Origin of the sequence: Saccharopolyspora sp. NPDC050389 (assembly GCF_040655595.1) — a bacterium.
GTDB lineage: Bacteria > Actinomycetota > Actinomycetes > Mycobacteriales > Pseudonocardiaceae > Saccharopolyspora.
Genome location: NZ_JBFAKG010000075.1, coordinates 18,194 through 37,783 on the forward strand (window position 1 = coordinate 18,194; position 19,590 = coordinate 37,783).

At 66.6% G+C, this 19,590-nt stretch carries 18 protein-coding genes and 3 pseudogenes; 8 read left to right on the forward strand and 13 right to left on the reverse strand.

Features of this window, described 5'->3' with window-relative positions; all coding sequences use genetic code 11:
* The first annotated feature begins 149 nt into the window (after positions 1-149).
* Complete coding sequence (locus AB0I53_RS36000; protein WP_358613154.1) at positions 150-1,076, forward strand: hypothetical protein; 927 nt, start codon at positions 150-152, stop codon at positions 1,074-1,076.
* A gap of 91 nt (positions 1,077-1,167) precedes the next feature.
* Here AB0I53_RS36000 and AB0I53_RS36005 read toward each other — a convergent pair whose 3' ends face one another.
* From AB0I53_RS36005 to AB0I53_RS36020, 4 genes and pseudogenes are all read right to left on the reverse strand, one after another.
* On the reverse strand, positions 1,168-1,317 hold the full coding sequence (locus AB0I53_RS36005; RefSeq protein WP_358613156.1) for a hypothetical protein: 150 nt from the start codon (positions 1,315-1,317) through the stop codon (positions 1,168-1,170).
* A gap of 26 nt (positions 1,318-1,343) precedes the next feature.
* Positions 1,344-1,418: pseudogene (locus AB0I53_RS36010) on the reverse strand (VOC family protein); the annotation flags it as partial.
* Between the two features lie 461 nt (positions 1,419-1,879).
* Positions 1,880-2,326: pseudogene (locus AB0I53_RS36015) on the reverse strand (NAD(P)H-binding protein); the annotation flags it as partial.
* The gene (locus AB0I53_RS36020) at positions 2,208-2,576 is read right to left on the reverse strand and encodes a VOC family protein (protein WP_358613158.1); all 369 of its coding nucleotides are present in this window, start codon (positions 2,574-2,576) and stop codon (positions 2,208-2,210) included. The pseudogene AB0I53_RS36015 and the gene AB0I53_RS36020, both read right to left, overlap by 119 nt.
* A 63-nt stretch (positions 2,577-2,639) precedes the next feature.
* Between AB0I53_RS36020 and AB0I53_RS36025 the strand changes: the two genes are divergently transcribed.
* The 7 genes and pseudogenes from AB0I53_RS36025 to AB0I53_RS36055 form a co-directional block, all read left to right on the forward strand.
* Positions 2,640-3,098, forward strand: coding sequence for a MarR family transcriptional regulator (locus AB0I53_RS36025; RefSeq protein ID WP_358613159.1), 459 nt, complete (start codon positions 2,640-2,642; stop codon positions 3,096-3,098).
* Between the two features lie 759 nt (positions 3,099-3,857).
* On the forward strand, positions 3,858-4,391 hold the full coding sequence (locus AB0I53_RS36030) for a hypothetical protein (RefSeq protein ID WP_358613161.1): 534 nt from the start codon (positions 3,858-3,860) through the stop codon (positions 4,389-4,391).
* A 44-nt stretch (positions 4,392-4,435) separates the two neighbouring features.
* Complete coding sequence (locus AB0I53_RS36035) at positions 4,436-5,449, forward strand: hypothetical protein (protein ID WP_358613163.1); 1,014 nt, start codon at positions 4,436-4,438, stop codon at positions 5,447-5,449.
* A 20-nt stretch (positions 5,450-5,469) separates the two neighbouring features.
* Entirely contained in the window at positions 5,470-6,804 is a 1,335-nt protein-coding gene (locus tag AB0I53_RS36040) for a Dyp-type peroxidase (RefSeq protein ID WP_358613165.1), read from the forward strand.
* A gap of 62 nt (positions 6,805-6,866) precedes the next feature.
* Positions 6,867-7,136, forward strand: a complete 270-nt coding sequence (locus tag AB0I53_RS36045) for a hypothetical protein (RefSeq protein WP_358613167.1) — start codon at positions 6,867-6,869, stop codon at positions 7,134-7,136.
* A 165-nt stretch (positions 7,137-7,301) separates the two neighbouring features.
* The gene (locus AB0I53_RS36050; protein WP_358613204.1) at positions 7,302-8,162 is read left to right on the forward strand and encodes a recombinase family protein; all 861 of its coding nucleotides are present in this window, start codon (positions 7,302-7,304) and stop codon (positions 8,160-8,162) included.
* Between the two features lie 136 nt (positions 8,163-8,298).
* Positions 8,299-8,394, forward strand: a pseudogene (locus AB0I53_RS36055) (recombinase); the annotation flags it as partial.
* A gap of 327 nt (positions 8,395-8,721) precedes the next feature.
* On the opposite strand, the gene AB0I53_RS36060 reads toward AB0I53_RS36055, so the two are convergent.
* The 9 genes from AB0I53_RS36060 to AB0I53_RS36100 all read right to left on the reverse strand — a co-directional run bounded on the left by AB0I53_RS36060 (position 8,722) and on the right by AB0I53_RS36100 (position 19,455).
* Entirely contained in the window at positions 8,722-9,111 is a 390-nt protein-coding gene (locus AB0I53_RS36060; protein ID WP_358613169.1) for a class I SAM-dependent methyltransferase, read from the reverse strand.
* A gap of 80 nt (positions 9,112-9,191) precedes the next feature.
* Positions 9,192-10,454 (reverse strand): nucleotide sugar dehydrogenase, encoded by a 1,263-nt coding sequence (locus AB0I53_RS36065; RefSeq protein WP_358613171.1) that lies wholly within the window; start codon positions 10,452-10,454, stop codon positions 9,192-9,194.
* A 104-nt stretch (positions 10,455-10,558) separates the two neighbouring features.
* A complete protein-coding gene (locus AB0I53_RS36070) occupies positions 10,559-12,598 on the reverse strand; it encodes a GNAT family N-acetyltransferase (protein ID WP_358613173.1) in 2,040 nt (679 codons plus the stop codon).
* Positions 12,595-13,200: a sugar transferase gene (locus AB0I53_RS36075; protein WP_358613175.1), complete on the reverse strand. Its 606-nt coding sequence runs from the start codon at positions 13,198-13,200 to the stop codon at positions 12,595-12,597. Before AB0I53_RS36075 ends, AB0I53_RS36070 begins: the two co-directional genes overlap by 4 nt.
* A gap of 82 nt (positions 13,201-13,282) precedes the next feature.
* Positions 13,283-14,737, reverse strand: coding sequence for a hypothetical protein (locus tag AB0I53_RS36080; RefSeq protein WP_358613177.1), 1,455 nt, complete (start codon positions 14,735-14,737; stop codon positions 13,283-13,285).
* The gene (locus AB0I53_RS36085) at positions 14,728-16,338 is read right to left on the reverse strand and encodes a lipid II flippase MurJ (protein WP_358613179.1); all 1,611 of its coding nucleotides are present in this window, start codon (positions 16,336-16,338) and stop codon (positions 14,728-14,730) included. The genes AB0I53_RS36080 and AB0I53_RS36085 overlap by 10 nt, the downstream gene beginning before the upstream one ends.
* Positions 16,335-17,246 carry a hypothetical protein gene (locus tag AB0I53_RS36090; protein WP_358613181.1) on the reverse strand — a complete coding sequence of 304 codons (912 nt, stop codon included), beginning with the start codon at positions 17,244-17,246 and terminating at the stop codon, positions 16,335-16,337. The genes AB0I53_RS36085 and AB0I53_RS36090 overlap by 4 nt, the downstream gene beginning before the upstream one ends.
* Entirely contained in the window at positions 17,243-18,352 is a 1,110-nt protein-coding gene (locus AB0I53_RS36095) for a DegT/DnrJ/EryC1/StrS family aminotransferase (protein ID WP_358613183.1), read from the reverse strand. Before AB0I53_RS36095 ends, AB0I53_RS36090 begins: the two co-directional genes overlap by 4 nt.
* A complete protein-coding gene (locus tag AB0I53_RS36100; RefSeq protein WP_358613185.1) occupies positions 18,349-19,455 on the reverse strand; it encodes a Gfo/Idh/MocA family oxidoreductase in 1,107 nt (368 codons plus the stop codon). The genes AB0I53_RS36095 and AB0I53_RS36100 overlap by 4 nt, the downstream gene beginning before the upstream one ends.
* Positions 19,456-19,590: the final 135 nt, after the last annotated feature.

The following is a 19,590-nucleotide window of genomic DNA, read 5'->3' on the forward strand; positions in this document are numbered from 1 at the left end:
CCCGCTGTTGGAGGCGACTCACGCCGACCGGGAACGAGTACTAGGCCCAGTTCTCCTGAAGCCCCGATTAGGCGCAAGGTGGAGCATTACCGCTGGTCACAGGCGTGCAATCGCAGGCTCACAAGAGCGTGAGTGCCTTCCTCGGTGCCGTGGATCAACGCTGTGACCAGGACAAACACAACACTTTGTACTTCGCCGGGGCTTCAGGAGAACTGGATCGGGTCGCGCTGTTCCTCGACGGCCTGGACGAGATGCTCCCCGCTATCCAAGGAGCGGCGCTGAACTCGATCGACCGCGAGGCCGCCGGACTCAAGATTGTGCTGACCAGCCACCCAGCCGAGTACCAGGCCGCTCTGGCCGGCGGGCGACTGTATGGGGCCGCGGTCATCGACGTCCTGCCTGTCGACGTCAAGGACGCCACGGCGTTCATGCTTGCCGAACAACTCGGCGAAGACCGCCGAGCCTGGCAGCAGGTCACCGACCACCTGCGCGACTACCCGGACAGCGTCGCCGCCCGCACGCTCACCACCCCGCTGGCCCTAAGCCTGGCCCGCGACGCCTACACCCAAAAGGACAGCAATCCCGCCGACCTGCTCGACACCGGCACCCACCCCGACCCCGACGCACTTCTGCAGCACCTGCTCGCACGCTCCCTCACCCTGGCCTACCCCGACTCGGCCGAACACGCCCACGCCACCCGATGGCTGTCCTGGATCGCCGAGCACATGGGAAGCAGCCGTGACCTGCGCTGGTGGGACATCCCCACCTGGACACCCCGCTGGCAACTCCTGCTCGGGCTCGGGGCCGGGGTCGCGGTCGGTGTGGCGTTGCACCTCACCGTGGTCCAGATGATCTGGTGGCTGCAGGGCCAACGAGTGCGGTTCGTTCCGCTGCTCCAGACAGCCCTCGACAGACAGATACTCCCGCAGTCGGTGGGCCTCGGAGATCGGTTCCCGCGGCGAGCAGGAGAAGTCCGGCGCGGTCGGCTGACGGGGGACCGCGCCGGACGAGGCACCGACGATCTGCTTGACACAGAACGCCTTACGCTGATGAGCGGACGTGTGGCGTTTCGTTGATCATGTGTCGGATGTGGCGCTGTCGCTGTCTCCGGGTGGGTCGGTAGCCACAGCGCCGTTACCGGCCGCTGTCTTGGTGAATTGTCCAGTGTCAGGCGACTGTTACTCCGCCTTCGGTGGAGTCGGTGGAGCGGCTGAGCTTCTCCCAGGCGTCGAAGTCGTCCTGGACGCGTTGGCGCCCGGCGGTGACCAGGCGTAGCGCGTCCGAGCCGAGCAGGAGATGCACGGGAGGCTTCTCCACGTCTAGGAGGGTGAGGATGGCGTCGCCCGCTCGTAGAACGCCTGCGAAGCGTCCAGGTCACGCGCTTGCAGCGAGATGAAGTCGGGGCCAATGGCGGGCAAGATGATACTCCTTCTCTTCGTGTCAGTTTTCTGACACGGATCAGCCAGGCCACGCCCCGGGCGACCGTACCGGAATCGATCGATTTCGGTACGGTCTGAGGGATCAGCGGGTAAAGGTGTACTTCGTATGCGCTGACCTCACTCGCCCATCGTTCGCCGACGGTTTTGGGCCTCTGTATCTTCACGCGCGACCATGTGCGCGGTGATCGTCGAAAAATCCCGCCGCGGAATGTGAAACAATCCACGGCGAAATGGCACACCCCAATGAGCGGGGTCCGTGACAAAAGACAACTGATCGACAAGTGGCTTCGCATCCACTCGCTCGCAAGCGTGAAATGTAACCGCAAGCCGCCATGGCCGAAAGTCGTCGCTGACATGGACCTGGTAAGGCTTGTCGCCGGTGATTGTGGCCCACGCTGTGAACTGCCTGACCGGTTTACCTCCCCATAAGTTCGGTCATCGTCGGCTCGAATTCCGCTGGTGTAGTAGACGTGTCGGACATTCGCGTTCTTCGCAGCCTCGATGACCGACTCGTGCTGAGCAAGGCGATTCGGGTCGCTGCCCGAGATCAACACAATGTCAGAGTGCCTGGCAACCAGTTCTGCGACGCCGACTGAATCCGACAGATCGACGGCAGCAGCGCCGAACCCGGCGGAAGCAGGTGCCCCGAGGCGCAATTGATTCCGACCGACCGCGGTGATCGTTTCGGGACTGATTCCCCGGGCGACTAGCGCGTCCAGGACGTGGCGACCGAGTGTCCCGGTAGCCCCAAAAGCCAGGGTGCTCGCCTCAGGTGCGGTCGTGGAGAGTGATCTGGTAGCCGTCGGGGTCGGCGAAGGTGAATGTCCGACCGAAGGGGCCGTCGATCGGTGCGGCGACGATGGTGTGACCGTCGGCGACGAGAGCATCGTGAATGGCCTGGACGTCTGTGGCGTGGAGCCAGATCGCGGCACCGATGCCGGGCTGAGCAACGGATGCGAGATCGGTGCCGGGAACGACGTCGCGGAGTGCGAAGGCGATCGGCTTCGTCTCGAAGACGACGGCGTGCGGAGGTCCCGCCTGCGAGCGGACGAGGCCGAGGTACTGCTCGTAGAACGCCTGCGAAGCGTCGAGGTCGCGCGCTTGGAGCGAGATGAAGTCGGGGCCGGTGACGGGCAAGATGATGCTCCTTCTCTTCGTGTCAGCTTTCTGACACGGGTCAATCTATGTCAGAATACTGACATGAGTCAAGACGGTGTCGGCGTCGACCTGAACAAATCACTGGGCTACCTGCTGAAAGAGGCGTCAAGTGCCCTGCGCGCAGCCATGGAAGAGGTGCTGCGGCCGCTCGGGATGAGCGTGACGCACTACTCCTGCCTCGAACTGCTGGCTCAACGACCGGGCTTGTCGAACTCCGAGCTCGCGCGGGGCGCGTTCGTGACACGGCAGTCGATGAACGTGCTGCTCCAGGCCCTGGAACGAGAGGGCCACGTGACCAGGCCTGCGGAGGCACCCGTCGGGAAGGTTCTTCCCACGCGGCTCACGCCTCGCGGCCGACGGAGCCTCGAGAAGGCGACCGTAGCGGTCCGGTCCGTCGAGGTCAGAATGCTGGCCGGCATGACCGAGACCGAGCAGTCAGGCGCGTTCCGGATCCTGCAAAGCATGATCCATTCCCTGCGCGATGGCAACGACGGCGCATAGCTCGGTCGGTCATGACGCTGCGGTGGTCACGAAAGAACCGAAACCCGAGCGTCGATGAGCCCGACGACCCCGCTCAGGGCAACACCGGACGGGACTTTGGCCCCTGCCTCGCACGCCGTGGCATGTCGCAGGATCGGCGGGCCGGGAAACCGGCCCGTGGCTTGCTTGGGGCGGAAGGGCTCAACCGTAGAGGAGGGCTCCTCACAGGGCCCATCAGTCCACTGCCATCGACGAAGACCCGCCCTGGGCAAGCCCTCGATCAAAGCCGGAACTGTCTGAAGGTTGGGGAATGGTCGTGGTCTGGACGGGAGCGATCACCTTCGTTATCTGGAGGTCGATTCTGGCCTCAGCCACATGTGGGATCTTGGTGTCTCGGTGGCGTGGCTGATAAGTATTCAGGAGCTCTCAGGCACTGATGACACGGTAGACCTGCGTCGTGATCTTTCGTGCGTAGCGGGCGGTGGCGGCCGATGGCTCCGTCGACTGGGTTCGGCAGCCCACCGCGGCCGCGGTCTCGAACGTGACATTCGTGATCGTGCTGGCGGGCATGCTGGTCGGCGACTGGTTCTTCCGGCAGGCCAGCCCCCGAGGCCGCGCCGAACTAGCCCTCATATGGACAAGCGTCTGGAACTGCCCTTGACCACCTCTGCAGCCGGCTCCGGCCAGGCTGCCGACGGCTGGTCGCGAGGCGGATGGAGTGGCTGCGTGGGACGATGAGGAGAGGTTGTTCCCGGCCAGTAGGTGGCGGGAGGAGCAGAGATGGAGATCAAGCCGCAGGCGGCCGTCATCCCCAAAGAGACCGACCATCTTGAGCAGGGGAAGTACGGCCCCGTTTTTCCTAAGACACCGGCGTGTTACGGGTTCACCATCGTCGCGAAGGTCAAGCCGGGCCGGGCCGAGGCGATGCGTGAGTACGGCTACACCCTGGCCAAAGCGCTGGAGAAAGATCCGTATTTTTTGGCGCCGCTGAAGCTGCACTACCTGCGCTGGGTGCTCTTCGACGACGACACTCGGTTTATGTATCAGGGGATCTTCGACACCGATTTCGATAAGTACATCGAGGACGCCGTCGCTCTTTTCAGCAAGGCGGGGGTGAGCACGGCTTTCGAGAACCTCGAAGGGTTCCCCGAGGACTGGAAGACCAACCCCGAGGCATTCGCCGGGTTCGTGCATGAACATCACTGCCCGAGCTTCATCGAGTACGGGGAATATCCGTTCGTCACGGCCGACGAGATCAAGAAGGCTCTGCGGATCAAGAGCGCCCTGTCGGAGATGCTCGACCAACTGCAGTGAGAGCGGGCTGTCGCAGGCTTGTCCCGTTGTGGATCGGAGCCGAGATGAGCGAGGTCCAGACCGCACGCACCTACAACCAGAACCACGTCCCGCGCGAGCACACCCCTGGCCGGCGACGGGTGAGCATCTACGTCTCGTGGAGCTATCCGGCGGAGGCGGGCAGGAACTCGGCCGAGCTGGACAACCGGTTCTCCACCATGACCGAGGTCCGGCGGGTGGCCTGGCCTGCTTACGAGGACCCGAAGTGGTCCGACCCTTTGCAGTTCCAGCAGGGCATCGCTGGATCACTGGAGTTGTTCTTCTTGGCCTGGGTGCCGTTCCAGCGGTTCGTCGAGGAGGCCACCGGACATCCGGTCCCGGTATACCAACGCATCGATCAGGCGGGTTTCCATACACCGCTCGACGAGCGGGTCCTGGCGGACACCGACACCTTGTTCGTGTTCGGGCTGGATCACATGATCACGGGACAAGAGCCCGGGCCTGGGGAGGTCGAGGCGCTGCGGGCTTTCCTCGGGCGGGAGGACGCCCGTCTGGTCCTGGGGCCTCACCACGACGTCGGGGCATCGGACGATCTGGCGGTGCGGGAGGTGGAGTACCGCCATCACGGCGATCCTTTGGTTCCCCGCCAGCAGCGGTTCGCCGGCTATGTCCGGGGCTTGATGCAGGGCCTCGGGGTGCCTGTCGAGAACCGCTACGGACTGCGTCCCGCCGTGCAAGCGCCGAACCAGATCGCCCCGTTCTCCGCGGTCAGGGACGTGGATGCGAAAGGGTGGCTGGACGGGGTGACGAACTTCAACTTCCACCAGCATCTTCCGCATTACGCCGTGACGAGCGACGAGCCGGACGTCATCCGCCTGCTTGCCCAGCAGCCGATCGACACCTCCAGACCGCATCCGTTCATCGAGGCCGGCAACACCGCGTTCAACGTGTTCCTGTGGATGCCCCCGAGCGGTGAGCGGGCCGCCGATGTGCTGCTGGCGGACTCCACGATCTTCAGTTCGCTGTTCGGCGGCGACGAGAGTCTGCGGAATTTCTGGCGGAACCTTGTCACGAAATAATGCCGAGAGGAGGCGAGACCGTGAGCGCGCCCACACGAACCGGACTGGAGCTCGACGACATTCAGCGCGGAGTGCTCAGCCCTCGCCCGACCCCCTACGCGGCGACCTACCTGGTGTTCCGCATCGATGACCGGGCGCATGGGCGGGAGCTGATGCGGCGCGCGAGCGCGGTGGTGACTTCTGCCGCCGACTCGGTCAGTCCCCTGGGAGAGACGTGGGTAAGTGTCGCGGTCGCCTTTCACGGACTGGAGGCTCTTGGCGTGCCGCGCGCATCGCTGGACACGTTCGTCTGGGAGTTCCGGCAGGGAATGGCCGCCCGGGCCAAGGCACTGGGTGATGTCGGCGAGAGCGGCCCCGAGCACTGGGAAGCGCCACTGGGCACCTCGGATGTCCACGTGGTGCTCACGGCGGTCGCGCCGGACACCACGCGGTTGGAGGCAGCCCTCGACCGGGCCCGCCCCGTCTATGACCAGCTCCCCGGAGTGACCGCGATCTGGCGGCAGGACTGCTACGCGCTGCCCACCGAGACCGAGCATTTCGGCTACCGCGACGGCGTCAGCCATCCGGCCGTCGAGGGCAGCGGCATCGCCGGGTCGAACCAGCTGGAGGCGCTGTTAAAGGCGGGCGAGTTCGTGCTCGGCTACCGGGACGAGATCGGCGGCATCCAGACACCGCAGCCGGAGGTCTTGGGACGCAACGGCAGCTATGCGGTCTTCCGCAAACTTCACCAGCGGGTCGCCGAGTTCCGGCGCTACCTGCGGGACAACGCCACCGGCCCCGAGGACGAGGAACTGCTGGCAGCCAAGATCATGGGACGCTGGCGCAGCGGTGCACCGCTGGCGCTCTCTCCGCAGCACGACGACCCCGCTCTGGGCGCCGACCCGCACCGCCGCAACACCTTTCTGTACGGGCGGGACGATCCGGCGGGATTCACCACGCCCAGCGGCTGCCACATCCGGCGGGCCAATCCCCGCGACGCGTCCGTGGCGGGCGAAGTGCGACTGCACCGCATGATCAGACGCGGCACCGTCTACGGTCCGCCGCTGCCCGAAGGAGTCCTGGAGGACGACGGGGCCGACCGCGGCCTGATGTTCGCGTTCATCGGAGCCCACCTCGGGCGGCAGTTCGAATTCGTTCAGTCCGAGTGGATGAACGACAGCGTCTTCTTCGGCGGGGGCAGCGCCAGAGATCCCGTCACCGGATCCCACGACGGCGTCACCGGCTTCACCATTCCGCAGCGGCCGCTGCGACGGCGCCTGCCTCCACTGCCGCGGTTCGTCGTCACTCGCGGCGGCGAGTACTGCTTCCTGCCGGGCCTGAGCGCCTTGCGCTGGCTCGGCGATCTCCAGGACTGAGAGGACGGTAACGCGCGCCGTGGCACTGCCCGAGGCGCTCCGCCGCTTGAGGGAAATGCCTCATGGAAACCGTTCGCTTGCTGTTCACCGCCGTCACCGTGATCTTCATTGCGGCCACCATGTTCTCTGCCGGCCTGCGGGCTACAATCACGGCACTGCGGGGAATCTTCACCAACGTCCCGCTACTTGTGCTGGCTCTGCTCGCCAACATGGTGGTCATCCCGCTGGTTGGCTGGGGCATCGGTGCACTGTTCGGTTTGCCCGCCGCGGCGTTCATCGCGCTCGTCCTGGTCGCCTCCTTCCCAGGCATGTGGCTATTCGGGTCATTTTGAGCTGGTGCTGCGTCACAAGCGCTGCGTGCCGACGTTCCAGCACTGCCTTATCGGGCGGTGTTGGATACGGGGTGCGCAGTGACCGAGACAGAAGACCCATTCGGAGCGGCCGGTCGCGGCCGTCGCCGGCCGTGGCATCGGGGGAGTGGTCGTGGTGAGGCGTTGGTGCGGTTCGCCTTTTACGGCCGGATGTCGACGAAGGAGTTTCAGCATCGTGAGACGTCGCGTCGGTGGCAGCTTGAGGTGGCTGAGGAGACGATCGTCGGCCGCGGGGTGATCGTGGCCGAGTATTTCGATGAGGGCTGTTCGCGCCGGTCGCCCTGGACCAAGCGGCCATCCGCGGCAGCCCTGCTGGCAGCGGTTCAGAGCGCGGACTGCGACTTCGATGCTGTGATCGTCGGGGAGTACGAGCGAGCCTTCTGTGGTAACCAGTTCCGGAACGTCATGGCCGCCCTGGCCGGGCAGGGCGTGCAGCTGTGGTTACCGGAGGCAGCCGGGCCGGTTGATCTCGGTGATCCGGCGCATCAGGCGTTGATGTTGTTGTTGGGTTCGCAGTCACGGCGGGAGGTGCTGCGGGCGCGGCACCGGGTGATGGCCGCCATGCGCACGCAAGCCTGCGCACAAGGCCGGTTTCTGGGTGGGCGGCCGCCGTATGGGTATCGGCTTGTCGATGCGGGGCCGCATCCGAATCAGGCGCACGCGCGGTGGGGTCGCCGAGTGCACCAGCTGGAACCGGACCCGGTTACGGCGCCGTGGGTGCGGTGGATCTTCCAGCAGCGCGCCGCGGGGCGCAGTATTGCCGGGCTCGCGCGGGAGCTCAACGATCGTGGGGTGCCGTGCCCGTCCGGTGCCGACCCTGCTCGCAACCCGCACCGCTCGGGGAGAGCATGGATCACGCCAACCGTGGCGGGGATCCTGGACAACCCCCCGCTACACCGGTCGGCAGGTGTGGAACCGGCACAGCACGGCCCGCAGTCACCGCGACGCCCGCCGTGCGGGCGGCGCGGGAGGCCGCACGAACGCTGAGGAATGGGCGGTGTCGAACACACCCGCACACGCCGCGTTGGTCGACGAAGCGACGTTTCGTTCGGTCCAGGGTATTCGGGCCGCGAGGAAGTCCCAGGACGGAGACACCCGGGCCTACCTGCTGGCGGGGCTGATCATGTGCGGGGCGTGCGACCGGCGGTTCGATTCGCACTGGGTACACAACCGGCCGGGCTACCGCTACCGCTGCCGCCATGGCCATACCAGCGCCCGCAACCAGGCACCGGCCATGAGGAACACCTACGTCAGGGAAGACCACCTACTCGCCGCCCTCCGGGCCCGCCTGGCTGACGTCGCCGGCGACGATGCGGCCCTGGCCGACTACCTCCGTACGAGCGGACTGGTGATCATCTACGTTGGCCCGGACTGGACCATCGAAGAAACCCCGCAAGCAACAGCCTCAACGACACCTCGGGCCAACAGTCCGCAATTGTCCCTATCGAGATGGCCACTGCGGACGACGTCGCGGCCCTGTTCTGCTTCGTCGCCTCACCGAAGGCCCGCAACATCAACGGTGCCGTGCTCTCCACCGACAGCGGCGTCACCGCCGCCTGAACATTCGCCGCCAGGGCGAGCCGACTGCTCCGGGGCGGACGGTTCGGTCGGTGGCATGTACCGGCGCAGCAACCGCCGCGAGGAGCTCGATCCGCAGATCTAGGTAGACCGAGGCGTTCGCCGGCGGGAGCGTCTTATCGTGCGGGCTCACACGGACGCATTGGGCATGCGGTGCCTGCTCGCTGCACAGGCGGATCGCGTCGTCGTCCACGTCGGTGCAGGTGACCGTCCAAACCTCGTTCCCAAGCATGCGGGACCAGCGACCTCCGCCGTATCCGATATCCAGAGCGCGCCCTGGGACCCCGACCTGGTCGTCCCACAATATCGTCCGTTTCTCCTCGGCAGTGGTGTAGCGGCCTCCAGCGGGATTCGGCAACCCATTCCCGGCAGGTCAATGTCATCGGTCGTCTCCGCCTCTGTGTTGGATGTGGGGGCTCGTTCGTGCCGCGGAGTTGGTCAAAACCGTTCCACCTGCGGAGAGCGCAGGCGGTTGCGGGTGTCCAGCACGCGGTCGGCGTAGCGCTCCAGCAGCGCCCAGTCGAGCATGTCGTGGTCGGTTAGCACGATGATCAGGTCAGACTGGGAGATCTGGTCGGCATCGAACCCCACCAGCCGCACGTGGGGCGGAACTTCGTCCGGGTCGATAAGGGGGTCGACCGCGCGGAGGTCGGCGCCGAGCCGGTCGAGGCGCTCGGCCACGGCCATCGACGGGGAGTTGCGTGCGTCACCGGAGTTCGCCTTGTAGGTCAGCCCGATCAGCAGGACGGCGCTGCTGTTCACGGATTTGCGGCGCCGGTTCAGGTGTTCCGTGGCGCGTGCGACGACGTAGTCCGGCATGTGTTCGTTGACGTCGTTGGCGACGTCGACCAATCGGAACTCCTGTCCCAGGGAACGCCGCACCTGCCAAGACAGGTAGGAGGCGTCGATCGGCAGGCAGTGCCCGCCGACCCCGGGTCCGGGTGAGAAGCGCATGAACCCGAACGGTTTGCTGGCCGCCGCTTCGAGGACTGACCACACGTCCACCCCGAGTCCGTGCGAGAACACCGCGAGTTCGTTGACCAACGCGATGTTGATGTGCCGGAAGGTGTTCTCCAGAAGTTTTGCCAGTTCCGCCTCCCGAGTGCCTGGCACCGGAACGGTCACTTCCACCAGCTGGTCGTAGAAGTCGCGGACGACGCACAGCGATTCCGGATCCACACCGGACACGATCTTGGGCGTGTTGTGGAACTTCCAGGTCGGGTTGCTCGGGTCGATGCGTTCCGGGCTGTAACCGACGTAGAAGTCGGCTCCTGCGCGCAGTCCTGAACCGGTCTCCAGGATCGGTACGAAGATCTCCTCCGTGGTCCCGGGATAGGTGGTGGACTCAAGCACTACGCAGCAGCCGGGCGAGATGTGCGTGGACAACGCACGGGCGGCCTCTTCTATGTAACGCAGGTCCGGTGCGCCGTCGTGCAGTGGGGTAGGAACGCAGACCGAAGCGAAGTCGAAACCGCGCAGTTCCGCGTGCTCGGTGGTCGGTAGGTACCGGCCCGTCGCCAGAGCGGCCGCGAGTCGCTCGTCGTCCACGTCGTCGATGAACGACTTGCCGCTCTGGAGCAGATCGATGCGGTCCTCGTCGACGTCAAGACCGACGACGTCGAATCCGGCCTCGCAGGCGCGCATGGCGACAGGAAGGCCCACGTAGCCCTGGCCCACGATGACAACTCGTGCACCGGACATTCCGATCACCTCTTCCGGGCTTTTCCTGGCTGCGTTCGTCCGTGGAGGTGCAACGGCGCGCTTCGTGTTCAGGGCTGATCGGTCATCGCGCTGCATGAAGCCTCCTAGCAGAAATATCGGTAGAGCAGGGAGCCGGCTTTTCCGGTGATGTCGTCGGAGACGGATTCGTCGGTGAGCAAACCGGTGATTTCGCCGAGCAGGTCGTCCACTTCGGAACGTGCAGTCGATGATCCGCGTTGTGAGCGCAAGGTCACGACCTGCTTCTCGTCGTCGGCGTACTTCCGCTTGAAGCGCAGCAGCCCCGGCTGGTCGAGGTCGCTAACACCCCAGTCGACCAGCCGCAGCCCGCGATCCGCAGCCCAGCGGATCGCGGCCCAGTAGATCGCGTCGTTGGGGCGCAGTTGCAGCCGGTCCTGCAATGACGAACCGAACTTGAAGTGCAGCACACCGTTCCACTGCAGGAACACCGCAGCGGCGATGAGTTCGTCGCCCACGCGCGCTGTCATGGTCACGACCGAGTCGTCGGAGTGGAACTGCTCCCAGATGTTCTCGAAGAACTCCACCGGCTGGGCCAGCATTCGGTACTTGTGCTTGCGCAGCCGGACCTGCATCCGGTGAAAGTTCCGCAGCGCTTCCACACCGGTGTCGGCGCTGATCCGGACGCCGTTCCGCTCGGCTGCGGCTATGTTGCGGCGGGCGTTGGAGGAGATCCGTTGGTGGAGTTCGGGTAGGGGAGCGTCCAGCCGCGTCGCATGCCAGGCGAGCCGACCGGTTTCGTGCAGTCGCGGATCCCGCACGGGGACTCCGGAATGCAAACACCGCAACGCAATTGGGACGCCCTGGTCGACGACCCCGTTGGTGAGCTGGCGCCAGACGGTCTCGTTGGGCGCGAATGGGTCCGCCCAGTCGGAGAACGGTAGGCTGCACAGCCGTTCTCCGCGGATGTCCCGGACGCGGACCCAGGCAAAGCCGCCGACTACCGCTCCCGATGCGTCCACCGCGATGCGAGCTTCAATGGTGAAACCGTACGTCCGGCACAATGCCTCCAGCCACGGCTGGGAGGTGAACACGCTGCCCTGCGGACCAGCGGCGAGTTCGGCCCATCGCGAGTCTTTCCGTGGGTCGACGGTGACGATCTCGGGTGTGGTGCTGCGCATCAGGGCCTTCGCAGACGTTCGGGAGAGCTGGAACGGCGGTGGCTCCCGCAGCGTTCCCACCGCCGTGGACCGAGCTGCTAGCAGGTCATCGACGGTGATGTCGCCGAGTTCCCGGTGCAGTACCAGGCCGCGGCGACCGAGTTCGGTCGCGAGCTGGCGCTGGTGGTCGTCGATCGCCTCGCCGAACCGGCGCTCCCTGGTGACCACCACCGGGGCCTTCCCCGCATCGAACGCCAGCAGCACGGACCCGGTACCGGAGTGGCTGATCACCACGTCGGCCGACGAAAGCGCCTCCGCGAGCTGGGTGATCGGCAGGTACGGCTTGGTTTGGATAGGCAGGTCGTCCACCGGCGCCGGACCGGTCTGCCAGAGAACTTCGACCGGCAGACAGGTCGCCTGGTGCAGCGCACCGTCCGGCTCGAGCAGCGGCACCAGAGATTCGATCATCCGGCGGAACGGATACGTCGATGCACCGACCGTGACCACCACGCGCAACCGGTCTCCCCGCGGGCGGTCTGCGGTGGTTGACCGGTAGACGTCGAACTGGCTGCCGCCGTAGCGCCAGCCGCGGTCGGCAGCGTGCGGGTACTGGGTGTAGACCCGGACCCGGGGAACCCAGCGGAGCAGTTTTCCGGTCAGTGACGGGCTGTTCACCCGTGCGGCGCTTTCGATGTAGTGGCACTCCACGCCGCGCGCGGCCAGGTAGGGCAGGAAACCGAGTGCGATGCCGGAACCGGTGGAGATGGCCCGGGTGATGCCCCGGGCACGCCACAGCCGGTGCGCGATCGGCAGGCACCGCAGAACTCCCGACACGCTGCGGCATCCGACCGGCCGGACGTATACGACGTCCCGATCCGCCAGCATCGACGTGCTCTGCTCGTTGCGGCTGGTCACCCACACCGCCGGACCGTCCGCGGGAATCCGCTCGGACAGGCTGTGCAGCTGGGCCAGGTGACCGCCCGTGGTGGCCACGAAGAGTGTCGTCATCGGGCACCGTCCCCGCGCAGCATCGACGGCAGGGTTCGGGCCAGGATGCCGAGGTCGGTCTGCAGGCTGCAGGACCGCACGTAGACCAGGTCCAGCCGGAGCATGTCCAAGGTGCCCATCGTGCTGCGGCCGCTGACCTGCCACAGCCCGGTCAGCCCGGGTTTCACCGTGCTGCGTTCGGCGAACTCCGGCGGGAACATCGCGACCTCCCATTCGAGGCACGGACGTGGGCCCACCAGCGCCATGTCACCGCGCAGCACGTTGAGCAGCTGCGGCAACTCGTCGAGGCTGGTGCGCCGCAGCCAAGAACCAACCGAGGTGATGCGCGGATCGCGGTCCAGTTTGAAACTGCCGTCGGCGGAGGTGTTCTCGCCGCGCAACTCGCGTGCGATCATTTCGCGCAGCGGTTCGTCGCTGCACCCCAGGCGCATGGTGCGGAACTTGTAGAGCGTGAACGGCTTTTCGCCCTGCCCGACCCGGCGTTGCCGGAACAGCGCCGGGCCTCGGCTGGTGAGGCGGATGATGCCGGCGACGATGAGCATCGGCAGCGCAAGCACGGCCAACCCGACGGATGCACCGATCACGTCGACCCCGCGCACCATTGCCCGCTCCCACCGAGGTCGCCGACCGGAGGGCGTCAACGGTTCCGGCGTGCGCTTCGCCCGCACCGTCGGCGTTGGTCTCCTACGCTGCGCGAGACCGATCGAGAGCAGGATCTTGAGTGCTGCGCCGGTCATCATTGAGCCTCCCAGACATGATCGCCAGCAGAACGAACAGCAGATCGCCGAACCCGCGGACCACTAGATGGATGTCGATCAGCGACAGGGCTAGGACCATCCACCAAGCGATCTCCAGCGTTGCCGCGCACGCCCCTACCGAGCCCGGACGCTGGGCCAGCCGGCGGGCCTCGCGCAGCACCGCAACCGACAGCCAGACGAACGCGACCAGCAGCGGAATCCCGCCGACCCAAAGGAACTGCAAGTAACCGGATTCGAGGTAGATCACGTCCCGCCAGGTCTCCGGGGCAGTGAGCACTGAGTCCGGCGAGATCCCGAGGACGAAGCGTCCGTCTGCCAGCTGCGGCAGGTAGAAGGTGGTGAGGTTGTCCCACCGGCCGAGCCAGCTGCGGGGCACGGCGAAGCCCTGCGCGAAGTCCGCCATGCGGCCGAGGAACGCGGGCGCGCCGACGAGTGCGGCGATCCCCACGATCGGCAGGAACCTGGCCACGTGGTGCCGGGCCTGGGGATAACGGCGCAGGATCAGCACCCCGCCCACGAGTGCGGAGATCCAGGTCGAGAACTGCCCGCTTGCGAGGACACCGGCACCGAGCAGGACGCCGAGCCCGATCCGTTCCCACTTGCCGAGGATTCCGCGAGTGCCGCAGTACAGCAGGAGTGCCAACCCGACGATGATGTAATCGCCGGTCGCGATCGAGGACGCCAGAGTCGCCGTGCCGCGGTCGCTGGCATCGTTCGCGCTCGCATTCCAGAACGCGCTCAGCAACGTCAGCACAGGTCCGACACCCAGCGTCTGCAAGATCGCCACTATCGACAATCCAGCGGTCGGCCAGACCACGAGGCGGATGCAGCGAAGCCGCTGTTGTTCGGTGTGCACGGTCAACCGGACGAGCAGGAACAGCGCCGCGAGTTTGCACACCGGCAGCAGCGCCACTAGATCGGAGCCGTGTGGTTCGTTGCCGCGCAGCATCATCGACGCGATCGGCCAGATGGTGCTGAACACCACGAAACCGGCCAGCGGAACGTCCAGCGGCCGGAGGCGCAGCGGGATCGGGTCACCACGTAGCAGCCGCAGCCAGCCACCGAAGCATGCCCCGGCCACCAGCACGACGAACAATGCCTCGTTCGGTCGCGCTCCCGGCACCAGCGTGCCCCGGTCGATACCCGCGAGAAACGGCAAGGTCAGCAGGTAGGCGTAGGTCGCGAACACGGGGCGGTACGCGGCTGCGGGAAAAAGCGCCGCAGCCACCAGTGCCCCGGTTACCAGCGGCCCGGCCACTGCGATGGACAGTCCCGCCAGCGATGCGCACAACGCCGCCAGGGTTATGAGCAGGGTGTCCGCGCGGCTCGTGATCCTGCTGGAAATCTCGTCGCGTCGGGGCAGCAAAACGCTCACGGGCATCGTCCGATCCAGCTGATCCGCACCGCCCCGGCGTAGACGGCGATCGCCGCCAGTCCGCACGCTCCGAGGACGATCACGTATCCAGCCCGGCTGATCGCGCCGATGCTCAGAAACCAGCGGCCGAAAGCGACGATTGGCACCATCGAGATGCAGGCGAGAAAAGCCCGCGCGATCTGCGCGTGGTCGATCCATCGTTCGGGTCGCAACGCGGCTCGCAGCCCGAAGAGCACGGTCACCGCTCCGGCCAGCTCACCCGCCAGCAGGCCCGCGCACAGCACCACCAAGCGGGATTGGTCGTCCGGCACGAACAGCGAGGTGGTTGTGACAGTGAGCGACGCGGCCAGCAGTGCGTAGCTGGCCAGCCGCGGGCAGCGGGTGTTCAGCTGCGCGAACAGCGCATCGAGGCCGACCATGTGCACGCTCGCCGCGAACTGGGCGACTGCGATCACCGCGAGGCAGGCCGCGAGCTGGTCGATCAGCTTGTCCGAGTGCAACTGCCCGTTCGCCAGCATGCTCGCCACCGGGTGGGCGAGCACGGTGAGCAGGAGCAACGGAGGCAGGCTGGTGATCGACGCGAGCGTCAGGGCTTGTCGCCACGACGCGGCGAAACCGCTGTGGTCGTCACGTGCAACTGCGGCTGACATCCCGGGCAGGACCACGGTTGACACTGCCCGCGCCCCCAACGCGGTCGGGACCTGCATGACCGTGTAGGCGCTCTGCACCACGATGACTCCGCCAGGCACAGTCGACGCGACGGCCAAGAGCACGTACAGCGCGACCGACCGTGTGAGGGGCAGGCTGATCGAACTGCGCAGCCGTCGCAGGACGGACGCCACCTCCGGGTCCGATCGCCATCGCAACGACGGGCGCACCGGCAGCCCCACCCGGGACGCCCCGAACAACTGGAGGCAAGCGTGCACCGCCACGGCAAGGGTGCTGCCCAGCCCGAGGACGACCAACGGACCAGCCGAAATCTCCGCGACATCCAGCCCCGCGCCCCAGCGCACACCTACCACGACTACGGCGGCGATGAGCACCACGTTCTCCGCTGCGGGAGCCACGGCCGCCAGCGCGAAGCGTTCGCGAGCCTGCTGAGCAGCGGCTCCCAGCGCTGCCGCTGTGTAGAGCATGACCTGGGGCGCGACCAGCAGGACGAGCATTGTCGTCGTCTGCTCGGCCTGCTCCCGGAGCGAGGGCTGCGGGATGCCGAGGCTCAGGCACCACCCGAGCACCGGTGCGGCGAGCGCCACGAGTCCGGCTAGCACAGCTGAAGCGATCAGCAGGAATCCGCTGACCCGGCCGAGCAGCCTGATTGCCACGTCTGGTCCGCCGCGCGCGAGCACCTGCACCACGGCTGGGACGATCACCAGAGCGAGCGCCGGCCCCGCGATTACGCTGTAGGTCAGGTTGGGGACCATGTTCGTGGCGACGAACGCGTTCGCGAAGTAGGTCGGGCCGAGCACCGCGCCAACCACGACGACCCGGACCAGCCCGGTCAGTCGGCTGATGAGGATCCCGCCAGAGACGACGGCAGAACGCCGAACCGTTCTCCTGGCAGTTGGCCGGGACAGGTCGCCGCGCAGCACGGAGTGGGCACTCACCGTGTGCTCCACCGGCGGACCAGGAGCACAGCGGTGACGGCTGCGACCAGGAGTCCGGTGAGCGCTCCGGCCGCCGTAGCGAACATGGGGCGGGGGCTGACTGGGTCGGTCACCCAGTAGGCCGGTACCACGACCTTGGGTTCGGAGCGCGCGAGTTCGGCCATGCTGAGCTGGTCGAGCTGCGACTGCAACTGCTGATCGCGTTGCTGCAGGCCTTGCACCAGCGCCTCGGCGGCGGCCAGCGAGGGCGAGCCGGGTACTGCGCGCTCCCGCGAGACCTGTGCGCTTGCCTCGACGAGCTGCGCCCGGACATCGGCGAGCTGCCCGCGCACATAACCGTCCACTCCGGACTCGCTGTTGGTTCGCGCGACGTCCCGGTAGCGGTCGACGATCTCCCGGGTCCGGCGCAGGGCGACGTCGGGGGCACCAGCCCTGGCCTCCACCTGCAGGACCTCGCTGCTGTCGAGCAGCGACATCGTAACCGTCTTCTCCAATTCCTCCACCGGAATCCGCTCCTGGGCGGCCACTGGCCCGAGCACCTGCCTGCTGCGCAGCAGCACCAGTTGGGTCGTCAGACTCCGGTCCTCGCGCAGGAAACCGGTCGACTTCTCCTCGCTGATCTCGAAGAGGATCTGCGCGCGCGCCGCGTACACCGGCGGCCACACCAGCGCTCCGATGAATGCGGTGCTAGCGCCGATCAGCACGATCAGCAGCGACACGCCCAGCAGTCGCCGCTTGTTGGCCAGCAGTGCGGACCACGCTGGGCTTCCCTGCTCGGGTGGCGGTGTCCGCCGGTCTTCCTGAGCGCCGAGGAGCGGACTGATGGACGCGGCACCGTTCGTCACCGGTGCGGCGTCCGAGCGCTGAGCGTTGTCCGGCTCGCCGTTGGAGTGTTGGGTTTCGGTCAAGGCCAGACACCTCGCAATGCGTCGCATACCCGTACGACGTCGTCGTCGTTGAGCGTCGGGGAGATGGGCAGGGACAAGATCTGCGTGGCCGCTTCCTCAGCGACGGGAAGCCGTTCGTCGCATCCGGCGAAAGCCGGTTGCTGATGGCAGGGAACCGGGTAGTGCACGCCCCACCCCACACCGGCCGCGGATAGCGCCGCCCCCGCCTGTTCCCGCTGCGATGTTCGCACCACCGCGAGGTGGTGCACGTGCTCGGCTGCGGGGGCCACGGCGACTGGCTCGAAGGACGTCGGCAGCGATTCCCAGTACCGGCGCATGAGTTCGCGCCGACGCGCATTGTCCGAGTCCAGGCGCGGGAGTTTCAAGGACAGCGCTGCGGCCTGGATGCTGTCGAGCCTGCTGTTCCGGCCCGAGAGCTCATGGCGGTGCCGGTCGTGCGCGGCTCGACCGTGGTTCGCGAGGCACCGAACCCGGTCGGCCAACTCGGCGTCGTTGGTGACGACGGCGCCGCCGTCGCCCAGCGCCCCAAGGTTCTTCCCGGGATAGAAGCTGAAAGCGGCGGCGCGTCCGACACTTCCGGCGGGGTGTCCGCTGTAGCGCGCTCCGTGCGCTTGTGCCGCGTCCTCGATGAACGCGAGACCGCAACGGTCAGCGAGCGAGCTCAGCGCGAGCACATCGACCATTTGGCCGAACAGGTGGACCCCGATGATCGCGGCAGTACGTCGGTTCACCGCTGCGGCGGCCGCTGCGGGATCGATCAGCAGCGTGTCGGGGCGGACATCGACGAACAGCGGCCGCGCCCCGGCCGCACGCACCGCTTCCGCGGTGGCGACGAAGGTGTTCGCCGGAACGATGACGTCGTCGCCGGCTCCGATGCCCAGCGCGGTCAAGATCAGTTCGATGGCATCGGTGCCGTTGGCCACACCGACGCAACTGCGCGACTCGCAGTACTCGGCGAACTGCTTCTCGAACCGTTCGACTTCCGGCCCGCCGACGAACCGGCCGTGCAGGAGGACCGCCTTCCACGCCACTTCCAGATCCGCCTGCAGGTCGGCGTTGATGTCCACGAGGTCCAGAAAGGGGACCGCGCCGGTGCTCCTGTTCATTGCCCGGCCTTCCCGTAAGCCGCCGGCCCTGCGAGCAGCTTCAGGGCTTCCACGTCATCGCCGGAGCGCTGGGCTGGAACGTCCGAAACCCGCACCGACCGACCGGTGACCTGTGCCAGGTCCGACGCGCTGAGCACCCGGACGACCTCCAGACCGCTCCGACCGGAGGTGTTGGGGGTTCGCCCGGTGCGTACGCAGTCGATGAAGTGGGTGTCCTGCACGAGCAGCGGCTCGCGGAGCACCACGTGCGGTGAGACGATGTCGCCGGAGCGGTAGGTGACCGGCATCGCGTGCGCGTCCGCCAGATCGTCGAGGCCGTGCGAGTCGACGCCGATGTCGTAGACGCGGATCCGGTCCTCATCGGAAGTGTCGTCGTAGACCGCCATCTTGTGGTCGCCGACGACCGTCACGCGGCGGACCTTCTGCGGATTGAGCCAGCTGACGTGGACGAAGGCGTAGGTCCCGGACTTCTCCAGCTCCAGGCGCACGTGCGCCACGTCCGCGTGTCGTCCGTCGACGTGATGATGGGCCCACGTGGTGACCGACGCCGGAGTTTCGCCCATCAGGAACGAGATGATCGAAAGATCGTGCGGTGCGAGGTCCCAGATGACGTTCACATCCCGTTGGTAGAGACCGAGGTTCAGCCGCGCGGTGTCGATGTAGAGCACCCGTCCCAGATCACCGGAATCGATGATCTCCTTGAGCTTCCACACGGCGGCGTTGTATTCGAAGGTGTGGCCGGTCATGAGCACCACGCCACGTTCATCAGCGGTGTCGACGAGTCTTCGGGCGTCCTCGATCGAGGTCGCCAGCGGCTTTTCGACGAGGGTGTGCTTTCCGGCGAGCACGGAGCGCAGCGCGATCTGTGCGTGCGAGCACGGCGGAGTTGCCACCACCACCGCCTGCACGCTGGGGAGAACCTCGTCCAGGGAGCATGCTGTGCCCGCCGTCGGGAAGTTTCGGCGGGCCTCGGCCAGCCGCCCGAGATCCCGGTCGACGACCACCACCTTCACTCCGGGCAACGTGCTGAGAACGCGCATGTGCTTGGAACCCCAGTAGCCGTAACCCACTACTGCAACGCACATGGTGTCCGTTCGAGCCATGAAAGCCTCCAGAAACCGGTTGGAGCTCAACAGGGATCCGGTAAGTCATCGTTGAACTTCACGCGGGAATCTGCTTGTTTGGCAATACCAAAGTGGATGCTCCGTCGATTCGTCGCGCAGCGTCAGCGCGGTTCT

Bases quoted from the DNA above. Each gene is read 5' to 3' on its own strand.
- AB0I53_RS36025 (WP_358613159.1), top strand. From the start codon at position 2,640: ATGAGTCAAGACGGTGTCGGCGTCGACCTGAACAAATCACTGGGCTAC.
- AB0I53_RS36030 (WP_358613161.1), top strand. From the start codon at position 3,858: ATGGAGATCAAGCCGCAGGCGGCCGTCATCCCCAAAGAGACCGACCAT.
- AB0I53_RS36035 (WP_358613163.1), top strand. From the start codon at position 4,436: ATGAGCGAGGTCCAGACCGCACGCACCTACAACCAGAACCACGTCCCG.
- AB0I53_RS36045 (WP_358613167.1), top strand. From the start codon at position 6,867: ATGGAAACCGTTCGCTTGCTGTTCACCGCCGTCACCGTGATCTTCATT.
- AB0I53_RS36065 (WP_358613171.1), bottom strand. From the start codon at position 10,454: ATGTCCGGTGCACGAGTTGTCATCGTGGGCCAGGGCTACGTGGGCCTT.
- AB0I53_RS36070 (WP_358613173.1), bottom strand. From the start codon at position 12,598: ATGACGACACTCTTCGTGGCCACCACGGGCGGTCACCTGGCCCAGCTG.
- AB0I53_RS36075 (WP_358613175.1), bottom strand. From the start codon at position 13,200: ATGGTGCGCGGGGTCGACGTGATCGGTGCATCCGTCGGGTTGGCCGTG.
- AB0I53_RS36080 (WP_358613177.1), bottom strand. From the start codon at position 14,737: ATGCCCGTGAGCGTTTTGCTGCCCCGACGCGACGAGATTTCCAGCAGG.
- AB0I53_RS36095 (WP_358613183.1), bottom strand. From the start codon at position 18,352: ATGAACAGGAGCACCGGCGCGGTCCCCTTTCTGGACCTCGTGGACATC.
- AB0I53_RS36100 (WP_358613185.1), bottom strand. From the start codon at position 19,455: ATGGCTCGAACGGACACCATGTGCGTTGCAGTAGTGGGTTACGGCTAC.